Source organism: Kitasatospora sp. NPDC092039 (assembly GCF_044756065.1).
Lineage (GTDB): Bacteria > Actinomycetota > Actinomycetes > Streptomycetales > Streptomycetaceae > Kitasatospora.
Genome location: NZ_JBIVSD010000014.1, coordinates 235,268 through 258,133, shown reverse-complemented (window position 1 = coordinate 258,133; position 22,866 = coordinate 235,268). Strand labels below are relative to the sequence as shown.

The window sequence follows — 22,866 nt, the reverse complement described above, 5'->3', positions numbered from 1 at the left end:
ATCCCGCTGCGGCAGCAACGGCTCAATCCGAGCCCACGCAGCATCCGTTATCTCTCCTCGACCCACCACAAGATCAATTATGAGACACGGCCTAGAGCAGTTGGCCTGGTACGGCGACCGCCCGGCCCCGGGTGGTCAGCCCCCGGCGGCGGTGCGGACGTGGCAGTCCGCCAGGTGGTCGTCGACCAGTCCGCAGGCCTGCATCAGGGCGTAGGCGGTGGTCGGGCCGACGAAGCGGAAGCCCGCCTTCTTCAGCGCCTTCGCCAGCGCCGTCGACTCCGGCGTGACGGCCGGCACCTCGCTCAGCGCGCGGGGGGCCGGCCGGCCCGGCTCGGCGGCGAAGCGCCAGATCAGCGCGTCCAGACCGCCCTCCAGGTCGCGGGCGACCCGGGCGTTGGCGATCGCCGCCTCGATCTTGGCCCGGTTGCGGATGATGCCGGCGTCGGCGAGCAGGCGCTCCCGGTCCGCCTCGCCGAACTCGGCGACCCTGGCGATCTCGAAGCCCGCGAACGCGGCCCGGAAGCCCTCCCGGCGGCGCAGGATGGTCAGCCAGGACAGGCCGGACTGGAAGGCCTCCAGGCAGACCCGCTCGAACAGCGCGTCGTCGCCGTGCACCGGCCGGCCCCACTCGGTGTCGTGGTAGACGCGGTAGTCGTCGGTGGAGTCGCCCCAGCCGCAGCGGCGCAGGCCGTCCGCGCCGAGCACCGCGCCCTCGACGGCGTCCGTCACTTCTCCGTCCCCGGCCTGGCGTCCTCGGGGGCCTGCTCCGCGGCCGGCTGGGTGGCGGTCACCGCGGCCGGCTCGACCACCTGGGCGAACTGCTCCAGGCCTGGCAGCGGTTCGGCCGCCGGGTCGGGGGCGCTGGTCGCCTCGACCGCGCCGCGCAGGTGGGCGGCGGCCTCCAGCTCGGCGATCCGCGCGTCCCGGTAGGCGAGTTCGGCGCCGAGGCGGTCCAAAACGTCGTCCACCTCGTCCATCCGGTAGCCGCGCAGCGCCATCGGCAGGCGCAGTTCGTCCACGTCCGCCTTGCCCAGCGGGCGGTCCTGCGGCAGTCGCGCGGAGATCCGGTCCGGTGCCGCCTCCGGCATCGAGCCGCCTCCGCCGAGCGCCACCAGGGCGGCACCGCCGACCACCACGGCCATGGCGACCACGATCACCCAGAACACGAGCTGTCCTCCCGAACTCCCGGCCGGTCCGCTATGTGGTGGCAGGTAACCACACTGATCATGACAGCATGGTCCCTTAGTGAGGCCGGGGGCCATCATCGCACCCGTAGGAGCTGTGGAGGAGACATCGGTGGCACTGCGCCTGGGACCGCGGGAATTCGCCGACGACGAGCTGGTGATCATGGCGATCGTCAACCGGACGCCGGACTCGTTCTTCGACAAGGGCGCGACCTTCGCCGACGAGGCCGCCTTCGCCGCCGCTGACCGGGCGGTGGCCGAGGGCGCGGCGATCCTGGACATCGGCGGGGTGAAGGCCGGGCCGGGCGACGAGGTCACGGTCGAGGAGGAGCTGCGGCGCACCGTGCCCTTCGTGGCCGAGCTGCGCAGGCGCCACCCCGGGGCGGTGATCAGCGTGGACACCTGGCGGCACGAGGTCGGCGAGGCGGTCTGCGAGGTGGGCGCGGACCTGCTGAACGACGCCTGGGGCGGGGTGGACCCGAAGCTCGCCGAGGTGGCCGCCCGGTACGACGCCGGGCTGGTCTGCACCCACGCGGGCGGCGCCGAGCCCCGTACCCGGCCGCACCGGGTCGGGTACGAGGACGTGATGGCGGACATCCTGCGGGTGACGGTGGGCCTGGCCGAGCGCGCGGTGGAGCTGGGCGTGCGGCGGGACGCGGTCGTGATCGACCCGGGGCACGACTTCGGCAAGAACACCCGGCACTCGCTGGAGGCCACCCGGCGGCTGCCGGAGATGACCGCGACCGGCTTCCCGGTGCTGGTCTCGCTCTCCAACAAGGACTTCGTCGGCGAGACCCTGGACCGGCCGGTGAACGAGCGGCTGCTCGGCACCCTGGCCACCACCGCGGTCTCGGCCTGGCTGGGCGCCCGGGTCTACCGGGTGCACCAGGTCGCGGAGACCCGCCAGGTGCTGGACATGGTCGCCTCGATCCGGGGCACCCGCCCCCCGGCGGTCGCCCGCCGGGGGCTGGCGTGACCTAGATCTCGCCGGCGGGCCGGCGGGCGTCGGCGAGGATCTTCATGACCTCGTCGATCTCGTCGGTGATGTGGAACAGCTCCAGGTCGTGCGGGGCCGCCTTGCCCTGCTCGACCAGGGTGTTCTTCAGCCACTCGTAGAGCCCGCCCCAGTAGGCGCTGCCGTAGAGGATCACCGGGAAGCGGGTGACCTTCTTCGTCTGGACCAGGGTGAGCGCCTCGAACAGCTCGTCCAGCGTGCCGAGGCCGCCGGGCAGGACCACGAAGCCCTGCGCGTACTTCACGAACATCGTCTTGCGGACGAAGAAGTAGCGGAAGTTCAGTCCGAGGTCGACGAACTCGTTGAGGCCCTGTTCGAAGGGCAGCTCGATGCCGAGCCCGACGCTGAGGCCGCCGGCCTCGGAGGCGCCGCGGTTGGCGGCCTCCATCGCGCCCGGGCCGCCGCCGGTGATCACCGCGTAGCCGGCCTCGGCGAGGGCCCGGCCGATGGCCACGCCCGCCTGGTACTCGGGTGAGTCGGCCGGGGTCCGGGCGGAGCCGAAGACGCTGATGGCGGGCGGGAGTTCGGCGAGGGCGCCGAAGCCCTCGACGAACTCCGAGGTGATCCGCAGCACCCGCCACGGGTCGGTGTGCAGCCAGTCGGTGGGACCGGTGGTGTCCAGCAGGCGCTGGTCGGTGGTGCTGGTACCGACCTGGTCCCGGCGCACCAGCACCGGGCCCTGCTGCTTCTCGGGCCAGGCCTTCTTCTTCCGCGGCACCCCGACCTGCTCGGGACCGTGACCGTAGTGCTTCTCGTCTCCTGTGCCTGTCATGACGAAACCCTACGCCCGCCCTCCCCCGTTTTCAGGCAACGGGGGAAGGTCGGTTGGGCAACCGGAAGGTGGCGTTCGGCCGTTGATCGGACGATCGGCCCGGTGCCCTGCTCAGCTGGTCAGCCAGGCGCGCAGCCGCTCCTCGACCTCGGCGATGGCGCTCAGCGAGCAGTGCTCCTCGCGCTTGTGCGCCAGGTTCGGGTCGCCGGGGCCGTAGTTGACCGCCGGCACGCCGAGCGCGCTGAACCGGGCGACGTCGGTCCAGCCGAACTTGGCCCGGGCCTGGCCGCCGGTGGCCGCCAGGAAGGCCTGGGCGGCCGGCTGGGCGAGCCCGGGCAGGGCGCCGGCGGCGAAGTCGGTGACGGTCAGCTCGAAGCCGTCGAAGACCTCGCGCACGTGCTTCTCCGCGTCCGCCTCGCTGCGGTCCGGCGCGTAGCGGAAGTTGACGGTGACGACGCACTCGTCCGGGATCACGTTGCCGGCCACGCCGCCGTCGATCCGGACCGCGTTCAGGCCCTCGCGGTACTCCAGGCCGTCGATCTCCACCCGGCGCGGCCGGTAGTCCGCGAGCCGGGTGAGCACCTCGGCGGCGTGGTGGATGGCGTTGTCGCCGAGCCAGCTGCGGGCCGCGTGGGCGCGCACGCCGGTGAGCCGCACCTGCGCCCGCAGGGTCCCCTGGCAGCCGCCCTCGACCATGCCGCCGCTGGGCTCCATCAGCACCGCGAAGTCGCCGGCCAGCCATTCCGGGCGGTCCTTGGCGAGGTGGCCCAGGCCGTTGCGGTGGGCCTCCACCTCCTCGCAGTCGTAGAACACGAAGGTGAGGTCGCGGTTGGGCTCCGGGAGCGTGGCGGCGAGGCGCAGCTGGACGGCGACGCCGGACTTCATGTCCGAGGTGCCGCAGCCGTAGAGCAGGTCGCCCTCGACGTACGAGGGGAGGTTGTCGGCGATCGGCACGGTGTCCAGGTGGCCGGCCAGGACGACGCGCTCGGACCGGCCCAGGTTCGTCCGGGCGACCACGTTGTTGCCGTGGCGGTCCACGGTGAGGTGCGGGTAGCCCCGCAGCGCGGCCTCGACGGCGTCGGCGAGCGCCTGCTCGTCGCCGCTCACCGAGGGGAAGTCGACGAGCCGGGCGGTCAGCGTCCCGCCGTCGAGAGTGAGGTCCAGGGGCGTCGGGTTCGGGCTGCTCATGGGGCCAGCCTAGTGCGCGGCGCGGTCCCTCCGGCGGGTCCGCCCGGTGACACGGACCGGACCGCCGGCCGGGGCACGGGGAGGCGCGCGGACGGACATCGGCAACCGGGGGGCGCCGCACATCCGTCCGAGTGGGTACGGTGTCGCATTCAGGGAGCAGGCGCGAGAGGGGCGACGGTGGCCAGGAGAAGGAGCAGCGAGGAGTTGGGCGACGAAGAGGAGCCCACTCGCCGCCGCGGGCCGCTGCGCGCCCTGCTGATGGTGATCGTCGGGCTGCTCGGCCTGGCCCTGGTCGCCGGTCTGGCCGTGGTCGGGATCTGGTGGTTCGGCTTCAGGCCGGGCGCGTCCGAGGAGTGCTCGGTGAAGACCGCGGCCGGCAACGGCACGCTGGAGCTGCCGCAGGCCGCCAACGCCGCGACGATCGCCGCCGTGTCGCGCTCGCGCGGGCTGCCGGACCGGGCGACCACGATCTCGCTGGCGACCGCCATGCAGGAGTCCAAGCTGCGCAACCTGGCGGGCGGCGACCGGGACTCGATCGGCCTCTTCCAGCAGCGGCCGTCGATGGGCTGGGGCACCCCGGCGCAGATCTCGGACCCGGTGTACGCGACCAACAAGTTCCTGGACGGCCTGGTCAAGGTCCCCGGCTACACCCGGATGCCGCTGACCGACGCCGCGCAGACGGTGCAGAAGAGCGGCTACCCGCAGGCCTACGCCAAGCACGAGACCAAGGCGACGCTGCTCACCACGGCGCTGGCCGGCCGGGAGCCCGCCTCGTTCACCTGCGTGGTGCACGACTACGCCAAGCCGGACCCGGCGGACTCCGCCTCCGCCTCCGCCGCCCCGGGCGCGACCGCGACCCCGGCCGCGGCGCCGGACCGGGCCCAGGTGCTGTCCGACCGGGTGCGCCGGGAGTTCGGCCGCACGGTGACCCCGGCGACCGGCTACGCCTCGACCATCAAGGGCGCCGAGAACGCCGTCTCGCTGACCCCGGACCCGGCCACCGCCGCGCTGACCTCCTCCTCGGAGGCGGGGGCGGACGGCGGGGTGGGCGCCGAGCGGGCGAGCGGCTGGGAGGTCGCCCACTGGGCGGTCGCCCAGGCCCAGCAGCTGGGCATCGCGACGGTCGCCTACGACGGGAAGATCTGGCGCAAGTCCAAGTCCGAGGACGGCTGGCAGACCCAGACCTCGGGGACCTCGACCAAGCTCGTCCAGGTCACTCTGGCCCCGGCCGACAAGGGCTGACGCACTGGTGTTCGGGTTGCCGCCGATCGGGTGATTCCGGTCAACCCCGGTGGACCGACCCCCCGTTCCGGCGAACCGGGGTGGAGAACCGTCACTCCCCTTGGCCGGGCCGGTTCGACGGCGTCCGACCGGGCCCGGCGGGCGACCCTGCTGCGGTCGTACGATCCGATGGTCGGTCAGGAAGCTTCCTTGCACCGGCCGAAACCTTCTGGCTTCTCAAGCGGTAACAACGTCGTCCGCCCGGTCGTCCACTCCCGGTCCCCAGGGCGGACGGGACTGACCCAGACCCCTTCGAGGAGCCCCATGTCTCACCCCCTCACGCGCCGGATCGCCCAGGCCGCGCTCATCGTGGCCGCCGGAGCGACCCCGCTGGTCGCGGCCGGTTCCGCGTCCGCCCTGGGCGGGGACGCCCTGCTGCCCAAGAGCGACCTCGCGGCACCGCTGGGCCAGCTGACCAACAACGACACCGGTTCCACCCTCCAGCACACCACCCACCAGCTCGGCCAGGCCGCCGGCACCACCGGCGCGGCCACCGTCGCCGCGGGCGTACCGGCCTCCGCCGACGCCGCGGGCAACATCGTCGCCCAGCAGCTTCCCGAGGCGAACGAGAAGGCCGGCTCACTGACCGCTCCGGTCGACCAGACCGCCGCGACCGCGGGCCAGCTCTCCTCGGTCACCCCGAAGGTCGCCTCGGCCCTGGCCGGCAAGCTCGGCGAGGCCGTCACCGGCAAGAGCGCGGGCACCCGCAGTGCCACCGCCGACACCGGCCCGCTCGGCGGGCTCACCCAGACCGGCTCGGTCACCCAGGCCGTGCCGGGCGCCGAGACGCTCACCGGCGCCGTCCCCGGCGGCACCGCCGTCGCCGACGCCCTGCCGGTGGGCGCGGTGCAGCGTGCGCTGCCGCTCGGCTCGGTCGAGCGCGCCCTGCCGGCCGACCTGCCCGCCACCGACGTGCTCGGCCTGGCCGAGCACGGGTCGGCCAACCGCCTGGGCGGTGCCGACCTCGGCTCGAACAGCCCGCTGTCCGGCCTCACCGGCGCGCTCGGCCCGCTGGGCGGCCTGCTGGGCGGCCTCAACGGCGGCAACCTCGGCGGCGGCCTGCCGCTGTAACCCCCGCCTCCCCGGAGAAGCCCGAAGGGGGCCGGTGTCCGTGACACCGGCCCCCTTCGCCGTACGGCCCCCCGGGTGCGGTCAGCGCGCCGCGCCCAGCCGCTCCACGGCCGCGGCGACCCGCTCGTCGGTCGCCGTGAACGCGACCCGCACGAAGCGGTCGCCGGCCGGCCCGTAGAAGTCGCCGGGCGCCACCAGGATGCCCAGGTCGGCCAGTTCGGCCACGGTCTCCCAGCACGGGCGGTCCTGGGTCGCCCACAGGTAGAGGCTGGCCTCGGAGTGCTCGATCCGGAAGCCGTACGCCTCCAGCGCCGCCCGCAGCGCCGAGCGCCGGGCCGCGTACCGCTCGCGCTGCTCGGTCACGTGCGCGTCGTCCGCGAGCGCGGCGACCGTCGCCGCCTGCACCGGCGCCGGCACGATCATGCCGCCGTGCTTGCGCACCTCCAGCAGCTCCCCGACCACCACCGGATCGCCCGCCACGAAGGAGGCGCGGTAGCCGGCCAGGTTGGAACGCTTGGAGAGCGAGTGGACGGCCAGCAGGCCCTCGTGGCCGTCGCCGCAGACCTCCGGGGCCAGGACCGACACCGGGTCGGCCTCCCAGCCCAGCTCCAGGTAGCACTCGTCGCTGACCAGCAGCGCCCGGTGCTCCCGGGCCCACTCCACGGCGCGGCGCAGCTCGTCCGCGCCCAGCACCCGGCCGGTCGGGTTGGACGGCGAGTTCACCCAGAGCAGGCGCACCCGGGAGCCGTCCAGCTCGTCCACCGAGTCGTACTCGACCGGCTCCGCGCCGCACAGCCGGGCGCCCACCTCGTAGGTCGGGTAGGCCAGCCGCGGGTAGGCGACCTGGTCGCCGGGGCCGAGGCCGAGCTGGGTCGGCAGCCAGGCCACCAGCTCCTTGGAGCCGACGGTCGGCAGCACGGCCTGCGGGCCGATCCGCGCGCCGAGCCGGCGGTGCAGCCAGCCGGCGATCGCCTCGCGCAGCTCCAGCGGGCCCCAGACGGTCGGGTAGCCCGGGGTGTCGGTGTGCGCGGCCAGCGCCTTCTGGACCACCTCGGGGACCGGGTCCACCGGGGTGCCGACGGAGAAGTCGCAGAGCCCGCCCGGATGGGCCAGGGCGGTCCTCTTGTACGGCTCCAGCTTGTCCCAGGGGAAGACCGGGAGCTTGTCCGAAACGCGGCGCGCCGCCCCCGGGTGGCCCGGGAACGGCGCGCGCGTGCTGTTGGTGCTCACAGCTGAATTGCCACCGATCGTCAGTGGTCGGCGTTCTGCGGCGGCAGAGCGGCGATGAACGGGTGGTCACGCTCGATCAGGCCGAGCTTCGAGGCACCGCCGGGCGAACCCAGGTCGTCGAAGAACTCGACGTTCGCCTTGTAGTAGTCCTTCCACTCCTCCGGAGTGTCGTCCTCGTAGAAGATCGCCTCGACCGGGCAGACCGGCTCGCACGCGCCACAGTCGACACACTCATCCGGGTGGATGTAGAGCGATCGCTCGCCCTCGTAGATGCAGTCAACCGGGCACTCTTCGATGCACGCCTTGTCCTTCACGTCGACACAAGGCTGCGCGATGACGTAGGTCACGCTGTCGTTCCTCCTCGGAAGGGCCTGGTGGCCCGTTCTGTTCTGCTGCCGTGCGCGGTGAGCGCGGCGTCGTCGATGCCCGCCCCTAGTATCGCGGGTCGGGGACCGCAAATGCACAGGAGGTGGCCAGATGGCGACGGACAACCCGGTCGGCGACCGTCCGGAGGTCCGGATAGATCGCTCTGACGTGGGACGACGCGTGTCCGTCCGGCGCCTCGCGGAGTTCGTGGACGACCGGCCGGTGTTCCGTGATTCGATCGGCGTGCTCACATCGTGGGACGATCACGGCCTGACGGTCGCCCCGCGCTCCGGCGATCCGGTGTTCCTGCCGGAGAGGCTGCTGGTGGCGGGCAAGGTCGTGCCGCCGTTCCCGGCCCGGCGGGCCCCCCTGCCGGCCACCACGCCGGTCGGGCTGCAGCGGATCGCGGGTCGCGGCTGGCCCGCCGTCGAGCAGGAGCGGCTCGGCGAGTGGACGCTGCGCGCGGCGGCCGGGTTCACCCGGCGGGCCAACTCCGTCCAGGCCCTCGGCGACCCCGGACTGCCGCTGCCTCAGGCGCTGGCGGAGGTCCGCGCCTGGTACGCGGCGCGCGGACTGCCCGCGTACGTCGAGGTGGTCTCCCCCGGCTCGCCGGAGACGCTGGTCGCCGAGCTCGACCGGCTCGGGGCCGGGTACGCGCCCACCCTGGTCCTCACCGCCCCGCTGGCCGGGCTCGCCCGGGCCGGCGCCGGGCTCGACCGGGTGCGGCTGGCGCGCACCGCGGACGACCGGTGGCTGTCGGTGTACCGGCGGGTGAGCGGCGACCCGGCGGTGGAGGAGGCGGCCCGGCGGGTGCTGCACGGCGGCCCCTCGGTCTGGTTCGCCACCGTACCGGGCGCCCCCGGGCAGCCGCCGGCGGCGATCGGACGCTGCGTCATCGAGGGGGACTGGGCCTGCTTCGGCGCGATCGAGGTCCAGCCGTACGCCCGGCGGGCCGGGCTGGCCACGGCGGTCATGGCGGTGCTCGCCTCGCGCGCGGCCGAGGAGGGGGCGAGCGGCGGCTACCTCCAGGTCGAGGCGGAGAACGCGGGGGCGATCGCGCTCTATGACGGGCTCGGGTTCACGACCAGTCACACTTACCACTACGCCCTGCTTCCCCAGGGGTAGCCGCCAGGCCGTACCGTTCGCCCGTCCACCGGTTCGCCGGCCGGTCCGTCCGACCGTTCGTCCGACCGCTCGTCCGCTGGTTCATCCGCCAGTCCGCCCGTCCGCCGTCTTGTCCGTCCGCCGTACGAAAGCCGTCGCCGTCACCGTGACCGAGCAGAGCAGAGACCGCTTCCGGACCGCCGCCCGCTCCGAGCAGCCCGACCCGGTGCTGCTGTGCCTGCTCGCCGCCGCCGAGCACGGCATGGTGCCCGACCCCGGCGACCCCGGCGAGCCGCCGGGCGTGGACGCGCTGCTCGCCGCCTGCGAGGCCGCGCTGGAACGGCACGCGGCGGCGGTCCGGCAGGCGGTCGCCGAGCGGGCGCCCACCGGGCCGGAGGAGACCGCCGCCCTGCTCGCCGCGGTCCTCGGCGGGCGGGAGCGCTTCCACGGGCGGCAGTCGGACTACCGGCGGCTGGAGTCCTCGCTGCTGCCCGAGGTGCTGCGGCGGCGGCGCGGACTGCCGATCACCCTCTCCCTGGTGTGGATGGCGGTCGGCCGGCGGGCCGGGCTGGCCGTCCACGGCATCGCGCTGCCCGGCCACTTCATCGTCGCGGTCGGCGGCCCGGCGGGCGGCGAGGAGTACGTCCTGGCCGACCCGTTCCACGGCGGGCGGCTGCTCGACCAGGAGGACGTCGAGCGGCTGGTCGCCGCCGCCGGGGAGGAGTTCACCCCCGCCCTGCTCACCCCGGCCCAGCCGTTGGAGATCGTGCTGCGGGTGCTCGGCAACATCCGGGTCTGGGCCGCCGACCGCCCCGAGCACGCCCGCACCCAGCTCTGGGCCACCGAACTCGCCCTGCTGCTGCCCCGGCACCCCGCCCAGCTGCGGCTGGAGCGGGCCGAACTCCTCGTCCGCACCGGGGACTTCCTCGGCGGCTCGGCGGAGATGGACGCCTACGCGCAGATCCTGGACGCCTTCGACCCGGACACCGCCGCCAAGGTCCGGCAGGAGGCCCGGGCGGCCCGGCACCGGCTCAACTGAACCCGGCGGCACCTCCGGGGCCGCCCGGGCCGCCGCCTAGAGCCAGCCCTTCTCGCGGGCGATCCGGACCGCCTCGGTGCGGTTGCGGGCCTCGGTCTTCTGGATCGCCATCGACAGGTAGTTGCGCACCGTCCCCTCGGACAGGTGCAGCCGCCGGGCGATGTCCGCGTTCACCGCGCCGTCGGCGGCCGCGCCCAGCACGTCCCGCTCGCGCGGGGTCAGCGGGTTGGCGCCCTCCGCCAGCGCGGCGGCGGCCAGCACCGGGTCGATCACCCGCTCGCCGCGCAGCACCCGGCGGATCGCCTCCGCCAGCTCGGCGGCCGGCGCGTCCTTCACCAGGAAGGCGTCCGCGCCCGACTCCATCGCCCGGCGCAGGTAGCCGGGCCGGCCGAAGGTCGTCGCGATGACCACCTTCGTCCCGGGCGCCCGGCCCCGCAGCTCGGCGGCCGCCTCGATGCCCGTCATCCCCGGCATCTCGATGTCCAGCACGGCGACCTGCACGTCGTTCGCGAGCACCGCCGCCACCACCTCGTCCCCGCGGCCGACCTGCGCGACGACGTCGATGTCCCCCTCCAGCCCGAGCAGCGCGGCCAGCGCCTCCCGGACCATCCCCTGATCCTCGGCGAGCAGCACGCGGATCGAGGCCCCGTTGTCAGTGTCGTTCATGGCCAAGACATTAGGGCCCGCGCCGAACCCCGCGCCGACGGGCTTGCGTCTCCGGTAAGGGGAGAGTCCAGAGTGGGCCCCATGGACGGCAGCGACACGCTCTACTCGATCGGCGACCTGGCCCGCCGCACCGGGCTCACCGTCAAGGCCATCCGGTTCTACGCCGACACCGGCCTGGTGCCGCCCACCGACCGCACCGCCGCCGGCTACCGGCGGTACGACGTCCACGCCCTCGCCCGGCTGGACCTCGTCCGCACCCTGCGCGAACTCGGGCTCGACCTGCCCGCGATCCGCCGGGTGCTGGAGCGGGAGGCCCCGCTGCACGAGGTCGCCGCCGCGCACGCCGAGGCGCTGGAGGTGCAGATCCGCACGCTCCGGCTGCGCCGGGCGGTGCTGCTCGCCGTCGCCCAACGCGGCTCCACACCCGAGGAGATGAGACTCATGCACAAGCTCGCCAAGCTCTCCGACGCCGAACGCCGGCGCCTGGTCCACGACTTCATCGACGAGGCCTTCGGCGGCCTGGACGCCAACCCGGAGTTCGTCGCCATGATGCGCTCCGCCATGCCCGAACTGCCCGACGAGCCGACGGCCGAGCAGGTCGAGGCCTGGGTCGAGCTGGGCGAACTCGTCCAGGACCCGGACTTCCGGGCGGCGGTGCGCCGGATGGCCGAACAGCAGGCCGCCGAGCGCGCCGACGGGGACCGCACCGGCCTGCACACCGGGCTCACCGGGACGGTGGCCTCCCGGGTCCGGGCCGCGCTGGCGGCCGGCATCGCCCCCGGCTCCCCCGCCGCCGACCCGGTGGTCGACGCCCTCACCGCCGCCTACGCCGAGGTCTTCGGCCGCCCGGACGACGCGGGCCTGCGGCAGTGGCTGTCCGACCGCCTCCGGGTCGCCGACGACCCGAGGGCCGAGCGCTACTGGCAGCTGATGGCGACCGTCAACGGCTGGCCGGTCCAGGAGAGCCTGCGGGACGTATTCGAGTGGTTCGGCGAGGCCCTTCGGGCCAGACTGGCGGAATGCTGACCCTGGAACCGCTGCGCCCCGACCACGCCGAGGCCCTGCTCGACTTCGAGCGCACCAACCGTGCCTTCTTCGCCCGCAGCATCCCGGACCGCGGCGACGACTACTTCGCCCGGTTCGCGGACCGCCACGCCGCCCTCCTCGCCGAACAGGCCGAGGGCGTCTGCCGGTTCCACGTGATCCGCGACGCGGCCGGCGTCCTGGTCGGCCGCGTCAACCTGGTCGACCTCGCCGACGGCGGGGCCGAACTCGGCTACCGCGTCGCGGAATCCGCCACCGGCCGGGGCGTCGCCGGCGCCGCCGTCGCCGAGGTCTGCCGCCTCGCCGCCACCGCCTACGGCCTGCGCTTCCTCACGGCCGTCACCACCGTCGACAACCCCGCCTCCCAGGCGGTCCTCACCCGCAACGGCTTCGAGCTCGGGCACGAGTTCCTCCTCGGCGACCGCCCCGCGCTCGCCTACCGCCGCGAGCTGACCGACCTGGCCGACCCGGCCGACCCGGGCTGAGGGCACGCCCTGACTTCCGGAACGACCGCGCCCCACCCGCGAGTACCGGAGCCCGCCGCGCGGGAAGCCGGCCGGGCCGGCTTCCCGCTACGGCAGCCAGCGCCTGGCGGCTTCGACGCTGTCGGTGATGCCGGTGTTGAAGGCGAGCGCGGCCCGGGGGGCGTGGCGGCGGACGAGGTTGACGACGAGTTCGAAGAAGAGGAGCGCCGGTTCGGGCTTGCGGATGCCCCCGCCGATGACGACGACGTCCCAGTCCCGGCCGGTGAGGGCCGCCACGACGGCGGGCTCGGCGGTGCCGTCGGGGGCGACCAGCGCGGTGGCGGCCTCGATGCCGTGCTCGGCGAAGCGGACGAGCTCGGCGTCCAGGACTGCCTGCACGGCGTCGCCGTCCATGCCGGGCACGGCGTACGGGTCGAAGCCGATGACGAGAACAGTGGGCATGTCCGGTACGACGCTCGATCCCGCCGCCCGGGTTCCCCGTTCCGTGCCGGAACCGCCGTCGCTCAGGGGGACTTCGACACGGGGGCGGGCGCCGTCCGCAGCGGCACCGAGGCCCGCAGCCGGAAGCCCCGTCCGCGCTCTCCCGGCCCGGTCTCCAGCCGCCCGCCGACCAGCGCCAGCCGCTCCTCCAGCCCGGACAGGCCGTTGCCCGGCTGGGACTTGCCCGGCCCGCGCCCGTTGTCGGTGATCTCCAGGACGGCATAGCGCTCGCCGCTCGCCTCCCAGCTCTCGTCCGCCGTCACCGTGCAGACGGTGGCGTCCTCGCCGTGCCGGACGACGTTGGTGACGGCCTCGCGCAGCGCCCAGGCCAGCGCGCCGGTCTCCTCGTCGGCCAGCGACGGCCAGGCGTCCACCAGTTCCGGCGAGGCCTCCAACCGGACCTGCGCGGCGGCCAGCGCGGTACGGGCGGCGGCCAGTTCGACCGGCAGGGTCGGGCGGCGGAAGCCGGTCACCGCCTCCCGGACGTCGATCAGCGACTGCCGGGCGACCTGCTCGATGTCGGCGACCTGTGCCCGCGCCGCCTCGTCCTTGCCGGCGTCCATGAACCGCCCGGCCAGCTCGCTCTTCAGGGTGATCAGCGACAGCGAGTGCCCGAGCAGGTCGTGCAGGTCGCGGGCGAGCCGCAGCCGCTCCTCGGAGGCGGCCAGGTGGGCGACCGCGGCCCGGGCCTCGCGCAGTTCCTTCATGGTGGCGACCAGCCGCTGCAGCCCGGTCATCGCGATGCCGGAGAGGAAGGCGCTGAGCGCGAAGGTGGAGACGGTGTCGGCACCGGCCCCGACGCCCGTCCCGATCGCCGCGGTGAGCACCGCCATGGCGACCAGGGCGCGCACCGCGTACCGGACCGGCACGATGATCGCGACGCACACCGAGGCGTAGATGAACAGGGTCAGGAAGGCGGGGCCGAGGCCGACCGAGGCGGCGACGGCGAGCCCGACCATCGTCGTGACGATCACCAGGCAGGCCCTCGGCCGCATCCCGGCCTGGGAGCGGAAGATCACCAGCAGGATGTAGGCGACCACGAACCCGGCCAGGCAGCACCAGCCGAGCACCGTCCCGACCGTGCTGTGGCCGCCGCCCAGCAGGTCGCCCGCCGGGTACGCCAGGTAGAGCATCCACAGCGTCATCCAGGCGACCTTGACCAGCAGCTGCCGCCTGCTCTCCACCGGGGAACCGGGCACGTTCAGGAACGACGCGCGCGCCACGCCCACCTCCGGCGGTTCGTCGGGGCGGTGGGCCTGGCGCGCGTCACTCATGTGGATCATCATGCCTGGCGGGTGTCGCGGCGGTACAGCGCCGCGGCGGCGGTGGTGAACACCCCGAGGAAGGCGGCCAGTCCGAGGACGGCGACGGTGTCCAGGGAGTGCCCGGGCTGGGTGAAGGTGGCCAGCTGGTTGTACAGGTACACCGGGTTGAACCGGGCGAACCTCTCCATCGAGCCGCTCACCGGGAACCAGGTGCCGCCGAGCAGCGCCATCGCCATGTAGGTGATCATCACGATGGTCTGCACCGCGTCCGGCGCCGCCGCGTACCCGAGGGCCACCCCGAGCGCGGCGAAGACGAAGCTGCCCAGCCAGAGCGCGACGGCCAGTGCGGTCCACTGCGCCGCGGTGAGCGAGACCCCCTGGCTCGCGCCGACCGCGAAGACCACCAGGATCGCCGGCAGCGTGGTCACCGCGCTCGCCGCGATCTTGCCGACGGTGTACGCCCGGCCGGGCAGCGCGGTCAGCCGCAGCTGGCGCACCCAACCGCTCCGGCGTTCCAGCGAGATCCGCTGCGCGCTGTTGGTCAGGACGGCGCCGACCGCGCCGAACGTGGCCATCGAGACCATGAAGTAGGTCTTCACGGGCAGGCCGCCGGCCAGCCGGGTGGAGCTGTAGGCGTTGATGAAGAAGACGTACATCAGCGCCGGGTAGGCGACGGTGAAGAGCAGGTAGCGGCGGTTGCGGAGGGTCCGCAGGACCTCCAGCCGGATCAGGGTGGTCATCGCACGCCCTCCTTGTCGGCGTTCTCGGTGCGGTCCTCGCGGTCCTGTTCCCCGGTGATGGTCAGGAAGGCCTGTTCCAGGCCCACGCCGGTGACCTCCAGCCCGCGCGGGTACAGCCCCGCCCGGTAGATCCCGGCCACGCAGGCGTCGGCGTCCGCGGTCCGGATCCGCACCGTCCGCACCCCCGGGACCCTCGCGGTGACGTCCAGCGACCGCACGCCCGGCAGCGTGCGCAGCACCGCCTCGTCGGGGAACCCCCCGTCCTCGTCGTGGAGCTCGAAGGCGACCCGGCGGGCGCCGGCCCGCGCCTTGATCTCCGCCGAGCTGCCGTCGGCGATCAGCCGGCCCCGGTGCAGCACCAGGACGCGGTCGGCGACCGAGTCGGCCTCCTCCAGGTAGTGGGTGGCGAACAGCACCGTGCGCCCGGCGTCGGCCTGGGCGCGCATGCTCGCCCAGAACGACTGCCGCACGCCGACGTCCATGCCGGTGGTGGGCTCGTCCAGCACGATCAGATCGCTGTCGCCGGCGATGGCCAGGGCGAAGCGGACCCGCTGCTCCTGGCCTCCGGACAGCTTGTCGACCCGTCGTTCCGCCAGCTCGGCGATCCCGGCGTCGGTCAGCACCCCCGTGACCGACCGACCGCGCGGGTGGACGTCACAGGCGAGCCGTACCAGCTCGCGCACCTTGACGTCGGACATCAGCCCGCCGCTCTGCAGCATCGCGCCGACCCGGCCGGCCTCGATCGCGGCCCGCGGGGCGCCGCCGAACAGCGTCACACTGCCCTGGTCGGGGTCGCGCAGGCCGAGCAGCAGGTCCAGGCTGGTGGACTTCCCGGCGCCGTTCGGCCCGAGCAGGGCGACGGTCTCGCCCGGCCTGAGCACGAGGTCCAGTCCGTCCACGGCGCGCACCCGCCCGTAGCTCTTGCCCACGCCGCGGAAGGCGGCCACCTCGGTCACCATCGCCCCGCTCCTCTCCCTGGTGGTGTCACGCCCGTGGCGTCGGTGCTGTTCGCACCACCTCAGAGTCCCGCGCGGGCGGGTGGCGGCGGCAGTGTCCGCCGTCGTGCCTTGGGCATGACGGATGTCATGCCGGCGGCCGGTACCCCTGTCAGTCCGCGGGGACAGGGGTACCGGCCGCCGGGAGCGCGGGTCAGGCGGGTGTCACAGGCCCAGCGAGCGCTTCACGAAGTCGACCTGGAGCAGCAGCAGGTTCTCCGCGACCTCCTCCTGCGGGGTCATGTGGGTGACGCCGGACAGCGGCAGCACGGTGTGCGGGCGCCCGGCGGCGAGCAGCGCCGAGGACAGCCGCAGGGTGTGCGCGGCCACCACGTTGTCGTCCGCCAGCCCGTGGATGATCATCAGCGGGCGCTCCAGGCCCGCCGCGTACCCGCTCAGCGAGTTGGCGGCGTACACCTCGGGCCGCTCGGCCGGGTCGCCCAGGTAGCGCTCGGTGTAGTGGGTGTCGTACAGCTCCCAGTCGGTGACCGGCGCCCCGGCCACCGCCGCGTGGAAGACGTCCGGGCGGCGCAGCACGGCGAGCGCGGAGAGGTAGCCGCCGTACGACCAGCCCCGGATGGCGACCCGGTCGAGGTCCAGCGGGAACTCCCCGGCGAGCGCCCGCAGCGCCTCCACCTGGTCGTCCAGGGTGGAGCCGGCGAAGTCGAAGGCGATCGACTTCTCCCAGGCCGGCCCGCGCCCGGGGGTGCCGCGCCCGTCGGCGACGACCACGGCGAAGCCCTGGTCGGCGAACCACTGCGACTGCAGGTGCGGGTTGTGCGCCTGGTAGACGCGCTGGCCGCCGGGGCCGCCGTACGGGTCCATCAGGACGGGCAGCAGGCCGTCCCGCTCGCGGTCGTAGCCGGTCGGCAGGAAGACGGCGGCCGGGATGCGGCGCTCGCCGGCGAAGCGGAAGACCGGGCGGGCGGTGATGACCGGGGTCTCGGCGTACGAGGCGACGGTGGCGACGTCGTCGACCACCACGCCCTCGGGCAGGTCCCGGGCGACCTGCACCAGGGTGCCGGGCAGGTCGGGCTCGGCGGTGGCGCGGACGGTGATCCCGCCGCCGTGCACCGCGCTGGTGACGGAGGTGAACGGCCGTCCGTTGGCGGACTCCCAGCCCAGCCGGGTGCCGTCGTGGCTGATCCGGCCGACGCCGACCCAGCCCGGCTCGGGGTCGGCCTCCTCGGCGCCGCCGGAGGCGCTGAAGAACACCTCCCGCTCGGTGACCGCGACGACCGAGCGGACGTGCAGGTCGGCCCCGGTCACGGTGCGGTCGCCGATCACCAGCGCCCGCACTCCGCCCTCGTCGGAGATCCGGACCAGCTTGCCGTCCGGGGTCCAGGCCGGCGCGCCCGGGAACAGCTCCAGCCAGGCGCCGTCCTTCTCCTCGTGCAGCACCTCGGTGGCCCCGGTGGCGGTGTCCAGGCCGAGGATCCGCTGGCCGCGCTGGTCGCGGGTCTGGACCTGGAGCAGCGGTACGCCGCCCTTCGACCAGTGCACCCGGCCCAGGTACGGGTAGGCCTCGCGGTCCCAGACCACCTCGGTGCGGCCGCCGTGCAGGTCGAGCAGCCAGAGCCCGACCTCGGCGTTGGCGCTGCCGGCCGCCGGGTAGGCGATCTCGGCGGGCTCGCGGTCCGGGTTCGCCGGGTCGGCGATCCACCAGCGGCGCACCGCGCCGTCGTCGGCGCGCTCGACCAGCAGCCGGTCGCCCTCCGGGGACCACCAGAAGCCGCGGTCGCGGTCCATCTCCTCCTGGGCGATGAACTCGGCCTGGCCCCAGGTGACGTTCGGGCCGTCCGGCTCGGCGAGCACCCGGTCGCCGCTGCCGTCGGTGCGGGTCAGCCGCAGCTCGCCGGCGGTGTTGGCGTACGCGACGTGGGTGCCGTCGGGGGACGGCCGCGGGTCCAGCAGCGGCCCCTCGGCGGGCAGTTCGGCGGTGGCGCCGGTGGCCAGGTCGGCGGTGAACAGACGGCCGGAGAGGGCGAAGGCGGCGAGTCCGCCGGCCGCGTCCAGGGCGTAGCCGACGATGCCGGCCGAGCCCTCGCGGCTGCGCTCGCGGCGGGCCCTCTCGGCCGGCGAGAGGTCCTCCTCGCCACCGCCGAGCAGCGCGGCCGGGTCGGCGGCGACCCGCTCCTCGCCGGTGGCGGTGTCGAGGGTCCAGAGCAGGTTGGCCCGGTCGCGGCCCGAGCGCGAGCGGAGGAAGACGACCCGCGAGCCGTCGGGCGCGACGGAGAAGGAGCGGGGCGCGCCGACGGTGTACCGCAGGGTCCGCGCGTACTGCCGTGGAAAGGTGTCGGCAGAGGTGTGGGAGGTCATGGCACCAGACCTTATGACGCCGGACCACCGCCCCCGGACGCACGTTGATCACTCGTTCGGAGCATCGTCCGCAAGTGCACCCCAAAGGGGTCGAAACCGCCTCCGACCGGCCCATGCGCCCCTCGGACGCCACCGTGCCCCGGCGCGCACGGCCTCACCGAAGGTAATGGCACCCTCACCCATCGGGTATGACTTGTCCGGTGGGTGACCGTCGGGCCCCGTCCCGGACCGCGGTCGCCCGCAGCCCGCAGTCCCGCACCGTCCCTCGCCGCCCTCCCCCGGGGCGGCGTGCCCGAGAAGGGGTGTGAGCCGACATGGCCATGAACATCTCCGCCGCCGTGCTGATGCTGGTCATCGTGGTGGTGCTGATCCGCCGCTCCGGCCTGAAGCTGGCGCACGCCATCGTCTGCGCGCTGCTCGGCTTCTACCTGGCCTCCAGCTCGATCGCCCCGTCGATCAGCCAGGTCACCAGCAACCTCGCCGGAATGATCAACGGCCTGCGGCTCTGACCCCCGAGGCGGTCGCTAGGCTTCCTCCATGACCGCGACTACCGGACGCCGCCTCCTGCTGGTGCACGCGCACCCCGACGACGAGTCGATCGGCAACGGCGCCACCATGGCCCGGTACGTCGCCGAGGGCGCCCGGGTCACGCTGGTGACCTGCACCCTCGGCGAGGGCGGCGAGGTGATCCCCCCGGAGCTGGCCCACCTGACGGCCGATCGGGACGACACCCTCGGCGCGTACCGGATCGGCGAGCTGACCGAGGCGATGCGCGCCCTCGGCGTGACCGACTTCCGCTTCCTCGGCGGCCCCGGGCGCTACCGCGACTCCGGGATGATGGGCGTGCCCGAGAACGACGCGCCCGGCTGCTTCTGGCGGGCGGACGTCGAGCAGGCGGCCGGTCACCTGGTCGCGGTGGTCCGCGAGGTGCGCCCGCAGGTCCTGGTCACCTACGACCCGGACGGCGGCTACGGGCACCCGGACCACATCCAGGCGCACCGGGTCGCGACGCGCGCGTACGAGCTGGCCGCCGACCCGGCGTACCGCCCGGAGCTGGGCCCGGCCTGGCGGATCGCCAAGGTGTACTGGAACCGGATGCCCTGCTCGGTGCTCGACGCCGGACTGGCCGAGGCCGCGGCCAAGGCCTCCTTCCCGGGTGTCGCGCGGCCCGCCGACGTCCCCGGCGTGGTCGACGACGAGGTGGTCACCACCGTGCTCGACGGCGCCGCGTACGCGGGGCGCAAGCGCGCCGCGATGGCCGCCCACGCCACCCAGATCACCGTGGACGGCGACTTCTTCGCACTCTCCAACGACCTGGCCCAGCCGCTGTTCGCCACCGAGTACTACCAGTTGGTGCACGGCCAGGCCGGGCCGGGCGAGCCGGAGGACGACCTGTTCGCCGGCCTCGCGTCCGACGCCCCGCGGCCCGAGGAGGGCACCCGATGAGCAGGTCCGCCGCCCCGTCGCCGCGCCGCCCGCTGCCCGCCGTCGTCCTCGGCACCCGCGAGGAGCGGCTGGCCGAGGCCCAGCCGCCGCGCGTCGCCCGGCTCGCGGCCTATGTCCTGTTCTTCCTGCTGGGCGTCGCGGTGTCGGTCTGCGGATCCTTTGTGCAGGCCCTGTGGCCGCCGGTGGGGGTCCTGCTGGCGCTCGCCGCGACCGCCGCCACCTTCTACGGCGGCCTGCGGGTCACCGGCACCCGGCTCGGCGCGGGCGTGCCCGCCGCCGGCTGGTTCCTGGCGATGCTGCTGCTGATCGTGCCCCGGGCCGAGGGCGACAACGTGCTGTGGTCCAACGCCACCTCGCTGGCCTGGCTGTTCGCCGGCTCGGTGCTGGGCGTGATCTGCGCCACCCTGCCCACCCGCACCAGCTGGTTCCCGGGAGCGCCCGGCCCCACGCGCTGACCCGGGTCGCGCGCGGCGTACGCACCGCGCACGACGAGCAGTCAGGAGCTCGCGGCCTTACTCTCATACCGGAGGAACCGGACGTATCAGGATCTGTCCGAAGCCGTTCGCCGCTCAGTTCTTCCCAGTATGGTGGTCCCGCAGAACGCCGTACCCGACCGCCGCCCGCCCCAGTCAAGGCCCGGCGACCACGAACCGCGGTCGCGCCGCACGGCCCGCCCGCGAACCCGGAGCAGAGCAGCATTGAGCAGCCGCGAATCTGACAACGCCCACCCGACGCCCCGGCGCACGGGCCCGGACGCCTACCCGTCGGGCACCCCGCCCTACGGCACACCGGGGCTCCCCGGCGGCGACCGGGCCGACGCCGGACCGGGCGCCGCGTCGGGCGGCGAGGACGACGGTCCGAAGACCGAGACCACCCTGACCACCCGGGTCCGGATCAACATCCCCGGCTCGCGTCCGATCCCGCCGGTCGTCGTCCGCAGCACCGTCAAGAACGAGGACGGCCCGGGCGATGACGCCCCGGCCGCCGCCGAGCCGGGCGGCCCGCGGCACCGCTCCGCGCCGGCCTCGCCCGTCCTCGGCGTGATGGACGACGGCGGCCAGCAGGCCGCCCAGCCGAACCTGCCGCCGGAGTGGCAGATCCCGCCGATCCCGCCGGCCACCTCCGAGTCGGAGTCCACCGGCGCCTGGTTCCGGCCGCGCCAGAAGAAGGCCCCGGCCGCCGAGCCCGCCCCGGCCACCGTGCCGGCCGGCGCCGCGAGCCCGACGGAGGCCCCGGCCGCGCCCGGCACCGCCGCCGAGCCGCGCCCGCGCGGTGCCCGCCCGGCCGCGCCGGCCGCCCGCGCCAACGGCGCCCCGAACGGCCGCCCGGTGCCCGCCCAGGGCAAGCAGCCGAACCCGGCCGCGCCCGCCGCGCCGTTCCGCGCCGAGGCCCCGGCGGAGGAGCCCGGCGTGTACGAGGCCGCGGACCCCTTCGCCCCGGTCGCCGACCCGTTCGGCACCTCCGTGCCCGACGCCGGCCCCCAGGGCGGCCTCCCGCAGCGCAACCGCGGCCAGCAGAACGGGCAGCGGCAGAACCACGGGCAGCGGCGCGACGAGCGCGGCCCGCGGCAGCCCGGCCCGCAGAACGGCTTCCAGCCGAACGGCCACCCGGCGCCCGCGCCGCACCCGCAGGCCGGGCCGGCCGGCGAGCCGAACCCGGAGGACACCTCGGTCGACGGCTTCGCCCCGATCCGCGACAACGCCCCGCCGCCCGCCGCGATACCCGGCCTGTCCCGGAACGGCGCCCCGAACGGCGCCGACGGCCGTCCCCAGCCGGGCCTGTTCGCCTCGGCCCCGACGGGCACCGACCCGTTCGCCGCCCAGCGCCCGACCGGCACCGACCCGTTCGCCGCCCAGCGCCCGACGGCTCCCGGCCAGGACGTCCCCGCCGCCCCGGCGGGCCCCGGCGCCCTCTTCCCGGGCGCGCCCGGCGGCGCGCAGCTGCCCGGCGACCCGGAGGCCACCGCGGTCACCCCGATGCCGGCCCCCGGCCTCCGGCCCGAGGACACCGAGACCACCGAGGGCGACCAGGGCGACCGGTCCGCCCCCGCTCCGGCCCCCGCCAAGGCGAAGGCCGAGCCCGCCGCCCCCGCCAAGGCCAAGCGCGGCGGAGCCGGCAAGAAACTGGTCAAGCTGGGCGTCTACGGCGTCGTCGCGGTGCTCTTCCTCGGCGCCGCCGCGTACGGCACCGGCCTGATGCTCAACCAGTCCGACGTCCCCAAGGGCACCGTGGTGCTCGGCACCGAGATCGGCGGCAGCAGCCGCGACCAGGCGATCCACCAGCTGGACGAGTCGGTCGGCAAGGCCGGCCAGCAGCCGATCAAGCTGAAGATCGGCGACCAGACCGTGGACCTCGACCCGACGGTCGCCGGGCTGAGCTTCGACACCACCGCCACCGTGGACGGCCTGGCCCAGCACAGCTACAACCCGGTCGACGTCATCAAGTCGCTCAAGGGCGGCACCAAGGCCGTCGCCCCGGAGGTCAAGGTCGACAAGGCCAAGCTCAGGGCCGCCCTGGACACCCTGGCGGCCGGCTCCGGCCAGGGCCTCCAGGAGGGGTACGTCAAGTTCGGCGACGTCAACGGCGAGCCGATCGTCGTGCCCGGCCGGGCCGGCCAGGCGGTCGACTCGGCGGGCGCCCTGGACGTGATCGCGCAGGCCTACCGCGACCGCGCCGACGGCAAGCCCGAGCAGCCGATCGCCCTCGCCGTCACGGCCGCCCAGCCGAAGAACTCCACCCAGGCCCTCCAGGCCGCCGCCGACAGCCTCGGCAAGCAGGTGGCCTCCGGCAAGGTGCACGTCGTCGCCGGTACCAAGTCCTGGGACTTCGGCCCGAAGACCGCCGCCAAAGTGCTCACCCTCGTCCCGGACGCCTCCGGCAAGATCGTGCCCAAGTGGGACCTCGACGCGCTCTCCGCCCAGCTGGGCAACGTGTTCGACAAGGTGAAGGTCAAGAAGAACGGCCAGCTGGTCGCGGTCACCCCGCAGGACGTCGCGGACGGCATCGCCTCGGTCCTCGACAAGACCGGCGACAAGGACCGCACCTTCAAGTTCGCGGTCTGACCGATCCGCGGTCCGACCGACCGCGCTTCCGAGGGGCGGGCCCGCATCCGGGCCCGCCCCTCGACAACGCCCCCTCCCGGTCAGCAAGATGTGACGCCACACCATCCGCCACGT

The 22,866-nt window shown here is 74.6% G+C and carries 23 protein-coding genes; 11 read left to right on the top strand and 12 right to left on the bottom strand.

The genetic code is table 11. The features are described from left to right. Positions 1-135 precede the first annotated feature (135 nt). Together ACIQI7_RS26520 and ACIQI7_RS26515 are read right to left on the bottom strand one after the other, a co-directional pair. Positions 136-729, bottom strand: coding sequence for a DNA-3-methyladenine glycosylase I (locus ACIQI7_RS26520; protein WP_401114098.1), 594 nt, complete (start codon positions 727-729; stop codon positions 136-138). After that, positions 726-1,166 carry a DivIVA domain-containing protein gene (locus ACIQI7_RS26515; protein ID WP_401114095.1) on the bottom strand — a complete coding sequence of 147 codons (441 nt, stop codon included), beginning with the start codon at positions 1,164-1,166 and terminating at the stop codon, positions 726-728. Before ACIQI7_RS26515 ends, ACIQI7_RS26520 begins: the two co-directional genes overlap by 4 nt. Before the next feature lie 181 nt (positions 1,167-1,347). On the opposite strand from ACIQI7_RS26515, the gene folP reads away from it, so the two are divergent. Beyond that, the gene (gene folP, locus ACIQI7_RS26510; protein WP_401114125.1) at positions 1,348-2,160 is read left to right on the top strand and encodes a dihydropteroate synthase; all 813 of its coding nucleotides are present in this window, start codon (positions 1,348-1,350) and stop codon (positions 2,158-2,160) included. A 1-nt stretch (position 2,161) separates the two neighbouring features. Here the strand turns inward: folP and ACIQI7_RS26505 are convergent, their stop codons facing one another. Both ACIQI7_RS26505 and dapE read right to left on the bottom strand, forming a co-directional pair. Continuing rightward, entirely contained in the window at positions 2,162-2,971 is an 810-nt protein-coding gene (locus ACIQI7_RS26505) for a TIGR00730 family Rossman fold protein (RefSeq protein ID WP_401114092.1), read from the bottom strand. Between the two features lie 111 nt (positions 2,972-3,082). Further along, complete coding sequence (dapE, locus tag ACIQI7_RS26500) at positions 3,083-4,159, bottom strand: succinyl-diaminopimelate desuccinylase (RefSeq protein ID WP_401114090.1); 1,077 nt, start codon at positions 4,157-4,159, stop codon at positions 3,083-3,085. 204 nt (positions 4,160-4,363) lie between these two features. Between dapE and ACIQI7_RS26495 the strand changes: the two genes are divergently transcribed. Together ACIQI7_RS26495 and ACIQI7_RS26490 are read left to right on the top strand one after the other, a co-directional pair. Continuing rightward, complete coding sequence (locus ACIQI7_RS26495) at positions 4,364-5,401, top strand: hypothetical protein (protein ID WP_401114087.1); 1,038 nt, start codon at positions 4,364-4,366, stop codon at positions 5,399-5,401. 303 nt (positions 5,402-5,704) lie between these two features. Further along, positions 5,705-6,511, top strand: a complete 807-nt coding sequence (locus ACIQI7_RS26490) for a hypothetical protein (RefSeq protein ID WP_401114085.1) — start codon at positions 5,705-5,707, stop codon at positions 6,509-6,511. 81 nt (positions 6,512-6,592) lie between these two features. Here ACIQI7_RS26490 and dapC read toward each other — a convergent pair whose 3' ends face one another. Continuing rightward, the gene (dapC, locus tag ACIQI7_RS26485) at positions 6,593-7,741 is read right to left on the bottom strand and encodes a succinyldiaminopimelate transaminase (protein ID WP_401114082.1); all 1,149 of its coding nucleotides are present in this window, start codon (positions 7,739-7,741) and stop codon (positions 6,593-6,595) included. 20 nt (positions 7,742-7,761) lie between these two features. After that, positions 7,762-8,088 carry a ferredoxin gene (gene fdxA / locus ACIQI7_RS26480; RefSeq protein WP_030061559.1) on the bottom strand — a complete coding sequence of 109 codons (327 nt, stop codon included), beginning with the start codon at positions 8,086-8,088 and terminating at the stop codon, positions 7,762-7,764. Between the two features lie 199 nt (positions 8,089-8,287). On the opposite strand from fdxA, the gene ACIQI7_RS26475 reads away from it, so the two are divergent. Both ACIQI7_RS26475 and ACIQI7_RS26470 read left to right on the top strand, forming a co-directional pair. Next, the gene (locus tag ACIQI7_RS26475) at positions 8,288-9,232 is read left to right on the top strand and encodes a GNAT family N-acetyltransferase (RefSeq protein WP_401114079.1); all 945 of its coding nucleotides are present in this window, start codon (positions 8,288-8,290) and stop codon (positions 9,230-9,232) included. 145 nt (positions 9,233-9,377) lie between these two features. Then, positions 9,378-10,250 (top strand): transglutaminase family protein, encoded by an 873-nt coding sequence (locus ACIQI7_RS26470; RefSeq protein ID WP_401114076.1) that lies wholly within the window; start codon positions 9,378-9,380, stop codon positions 10,248-10,250. Between the two features lie 36 nt (positions 10,251-10,286). Here ACIQI7_RS26470 and ACIQI7_RS26465 read toward each other — a convergent pair whose 3' ends face one another. Further along, positions 10,287-10,916, bottom strand: coding sequence for a response regulator (locus ACIQI7_RS26465; protein ID WP_387694240.1), 630 nt, complete (start codon positions 10,914-10,916; stop codon positions 10,287-10,289). Between the two features lie 81 nt (positions 10,917-10,997). Here ACIQI7_RS26465 and ACIQI7_RS26460 point away from each other — a divergent pair, with 81 nt between their 5' ends. After that, positions 10,998-11,942 carry a MerR family transcriptional regulator gene (locus ACIQI7_RS26460; RefSeq protein ID WP_401114072.1) on the top strand — a complete coding sequence of 315 codons (945 nt, stop codon included), beginning with the start codon at positions 10,998-11,000 and terminating at the stop codon, positions 11,940-11,942. After that, entirely contained in the window at positions 11,936-12,445 is a 510-nt protein-coding gene (locus ACIQI7_RS26455; protein WP_401114069.1) for a GNAT family N-acetyltransferase, read from the top strand. The genes ACIQI7_RS26460 and ACIQI7_RS26455 overlap by 7 nt, the downstream gene beginning before the upstream one ends. Positions 12,446-12,532: 87 nt before the next feature. Here the strand turns inward: ACIQI7_RS26455 and ACIQI7_RS26450 are convergent, their stop codons facing one another. The 5 genes from ACIQI7_RS26450 to ACIQI7_RS26430 all read right to left on the bottom strand — a co-directional run bounded on the left by ACIQI7_RS26450 (position 12,533) and on the right by ACIQI7_RS26430 (position 18,244). Continuing rightward, complete coding sequence (locus ACIQI7_RS26450) at positions 12,533-12,886, bottom strand: hypothetical protein (RefSeq protein ID WP_401114066.1); 354 nt, start codon at positions 12,884-12,886, stop codon at positions 12,533-12,535. 62 nt (positions 12,887-12,948) lie between these two features. Beyond that, positions 12,949-14,199, bottom strand: coding sequence for a sensor histidine kinase (locus tag ACIQI7_RS26445; RefSeq protein ID WP_401114063.1), 1,251 nt, complete (start codon positions 14,197-14,199; stop codon positions 12,949-12,951). Between the two features lie 8 nt (positions 14,200-14,207). Continuing rightward, positions 14,208-14,930, bottom strand: coding sequence for an ABC transporter permease (locus ACIQI7_RS26440; RefSeq protein ID WP_387749855.1), 723 nt, complete (start codon positions 14,928-14,930; stop codon positions 14,208-14,210). Further along, complete coding sequence (locus ACIQI7_RS26435; RefSeq protein ID WP_401114060.1) at positions 14,927-15,889, bottom strand: ABC transporter ATP-binding protein; 963 nt, start codon at positions 15,887-15,889, stop codon at positions 14,927-14,929. Before ACIQI7_RS26435 ends, ACIQI7_RS26440 begins: the two co-directional genes overlap by 4 nt. A 201-nt stretch (positions 15,890-16,090) precedes the next feature. Further along, positions 16,091-18,244 (bottom strand): prolyl oligopeptidase family serine peptidase, encoded by a 2,154-nt coding sequence (locus ACIQI7_RS26430; RefSeq protein WP_401114057.1) that lies wholly within the window; start codon positions 18,242-18,244, stop codon positions 16,091-16,093. Between the two features lie 314 nt (positions 18,245-18,558). Here ACIQI7_RS26430 and ACIQI7_RS26425 point away from each other — a divergent pair, with 314 nt between their 5' ends. The 4 genes from ACIQI7_RS26425 (at position 18,559) to ACIQI7_RS26410 (ending at position 22,752) form a co-directional block, all read left to right on the top strand. Further along, positions 18,559-18,753 carry a DUF2304 family protein gene (locus ACIQI7_RS26425; RefSeq protein ID WP_188296382.1) on the top strand — a complete coding sequence of 65 codons (195 nt, stop codon included), beginning with the start codon at positions 18,559-18,561 and terminating at the stop codon, positions 18,751-18,753. A gap of 28 nt (positions 18,754-18,781) precedes the next feature. Beyond that, positions 18,782-19,690, top strand: a complete 909-nt coding sequence (gene mshB / locus ACIQI7_RS26420) for an N-acetyl-1-D-myo-inositol-2-amino-2-deoxy-alpha-D-glucopyranoside deacetylase (RefSeq protein WP_401114055.1) — start codon at positions 18,782-18,784, stop codon at positions 19,688-19,690. Continuing rightward, positions 19,687-20,145, top strand: coding sequence for a DUF6113 family protein (locus ACIQI7_RS26415; protein ID WP_401114052.1), 459 nt, complete (start codon positions 19,687-19,689; stop codon positions 20,143-20,145). Before mshB ends, ACIQI7_RS26415 begins: the two co-directional genes overlap by 4 nt. A gap of 243 nt (positions 20,146-20,388) precedes the next feature. After that, complete coding sequence (locus ACIQI7_RS26410; protein WP_401114049.1) at positions 20,389-22,752, top strand: hypothetical protein; 2,364 nt, start codon at positions 20,389-20,391, stop codon at positions 22,750-22,752. Positions 22,753-22,866 lie beyond the last annotated feature (114 nt).

Bases quoted from the DNA above. Each gene is read 5' to 3' on its own strand.
- folP (WP_401114125.1), top strand. From the start codon at position 1,348: ATGGCGATCGTCAACCGGACGCCGGACTCGTTCTTCGACAAGGGCGCG.
- ACIQI7_RS26505 (WP_401114092.1), bottom strand. From the start codon at position 2,971: ATGACAGGCACAGGAGACGAGAAGCACTACGGTCACGGTCCCGAGCAG.
- dapE (WP_401114090.1), bottom strand. From the start codon at position 4,159: ATGAGCAGCCCGAACCCGACGCCCCTGGACCTCACTCTCGACGGCGGG.
- ACIQI7_RS26490 (WP_401114085.1), top strand. From the start codon at position 5,705: ATGTCTCACCCCCTCACGCGCCGGATCGCCCAGGCCGCGCTCATCGTG.
- ACIQI7_RS26465 (WP_387694240.1), bottom strand. From the start codon at position 10,916: ATGAACGACACTGACAACGGGGCCTCGATCCGCGTGCTGCTCGCCGAG.
- ACIQI7_RS26460 (WP_401114072.1), top strand. From the start codon at position 10,998: ATGGACGGCAGCGACACGCTCTACTCGATCGGCGACCTGGCCCGCCGC.
- ACIQI7_RS26455 (WP_401114069.1), top strand. From the start codon at position 11,936: ATGCTGACCCTGGAACCGCTGCGCCCCGACCACGCCGAGGCCCTGCTC.
- ACIQI7_RS26450 (WP_401114066.1), bottom strand. From the start codon at position 12,886: ATGCCCACTGTTCTCGTCATCGGCTTCGACCCGTACGCCGTGCCCGGC.
- ACIQI7_RS26445 (WP_401114063.1), bottom strand. From the start codon at position 14,199: ATGAGTGACGCGCGCCAGGCCCACCGCCCCGACGAACCGCCGGAGGTG.
- ACIQI7_RS26440 (WP_387749855.1), bottom strand. From the start codon at position 14,930: ATGACCACCCTGATCCGGCTGGAGGTCCTGCGGACCCTCCGCAACCGC.
- ACIQI7_RS26435 (WP_401114060.1), bottom strand. From the start codon at position 15,889: ATGGTGACCGAGGTGGCCGCCTTCCGCGGCGTGGGCAAGAGCTACGGG.
- ACIQI7_RS26430 (WP_401114057.1), bottom strand. From the start codon at position 18,244: ATGACCTCCCACACCTCTGCCGACACCTTTCCACGGCAGTACGCGCGG.
- ACIQI7_RS26425 (WP_188296382.1), top strand. From the start codon at position 18,559: ATGGCCATGAACATCTCCGCCGCCGTGCTGATGCTGGTCATCGTGGTG.
- mshB (WP_401114055.1), top strand. From the start codon at position 18,782: ATGACCGCGACTACCGGACGCCGCCTCCTGCTGGTGCACGCGCACCCC.
- ACIQI7_RS26415 (WP_401114052.1), top strand. From the start codon at position 19,687: ATGAGCAGGTCCGCCGCCCCGTCGCCGCGCCGCCCGCTGCCCGCCGTC.